Origin of the sequence: Galactobacillus timonensis, from assembly GCF_900240265.1 — a bacterium.
In the GTDB taxonomy this organism is placed as follows: Bacteria; Bacillota_I; Bacilli_A; order Erysipelotrichales; family Erysipelotrichaceae; genus Bulleidia; species Bulleidia timonensis.
The window spans coordinates 1-809 of the sequence record NZ_LT964760.1 but is presented as its reverse complement, the minus strand read 5'-3'; the positions used below and the strand labels follow the sequence as shown (position 1 = coordinate 809).

Here is an 809-nt window from a genome sequence, read left to right as displayed (position 1 = left end):
TACCCATGTTGACCGACTGTTTCTGGTCAACGTTGTGTCCGACAATGAGCGTGCCGATATCATTGGCAATGCAGTAATCAACGATATGGCGTGCAGCCTTGTGCATGTAGTCTGTCACCTGCCGGTTCCGCTTGTCTGTGATGCGGCTCATACGGGCTGTAAAGCCTTTGATGTTCTGATGGTCTTTGATCGATGCGTAGTGTGCAATCTGCCTGTTATACCACTGGTTCATTGATTTGAGCTTACGTCCGTCAACGATGAAGGACGTCCCCGTGGTTGTTACACACGACGCAAGATTATCAAGACCGACATCAATTGCTAATACATTGTCCGCATTCAGATTCTGCGGCTCTTCTTCCTGCTCATAGCAGTACTGAATCTTCAGTGCCTTGCCGTTCAGAACGGGCACGATGCGTACTTCAGCGATGTGCCTGCCTGAAATTCTTTCAGGTACCGGAATGCGTATGGAATCCAGATCCGGGTGCTGCTTTGAAAACGTACGACTCATCGGAACGATCAAATTGCCGCTTTTGATGTTGATTGCGTTCGTTGACAGCACCAGCAGATACTTTCCGCCTTTCGTGCGGTAGTGCGGAATGCGCACTTTCCTGTCGTAGCCGCCGGACTTCTTTTTGCTCAGCAGCGCAAAGAACGACCTGAAGGCATGATCGCACGTCCGCAAGATCTGCTGAGAAATGCCGGCCTGCAGCAGCTTGTAATTTTCATTATCTTTGCAAAGATGGTAGTTCTCTTCATACCGCAGATACTTGTTCGTCGCAAAGAAATACTGACGGATCTGATACAGTCCA

1 protein-coding gene is annotated in these 809 nt (G+C 49.2%); it reads right to left on the bottom strand.

Annotated elements, in window-relative coordinates; translation table 11 throughout:
- The coding region (locus tag C1714_RS13805; RefSeq protein ID WP_167850095.1) for an RNA-guided endonuclease TnpB family protein at positions 1-809 on the bottom strand (809 nt) is incomplete at both ends.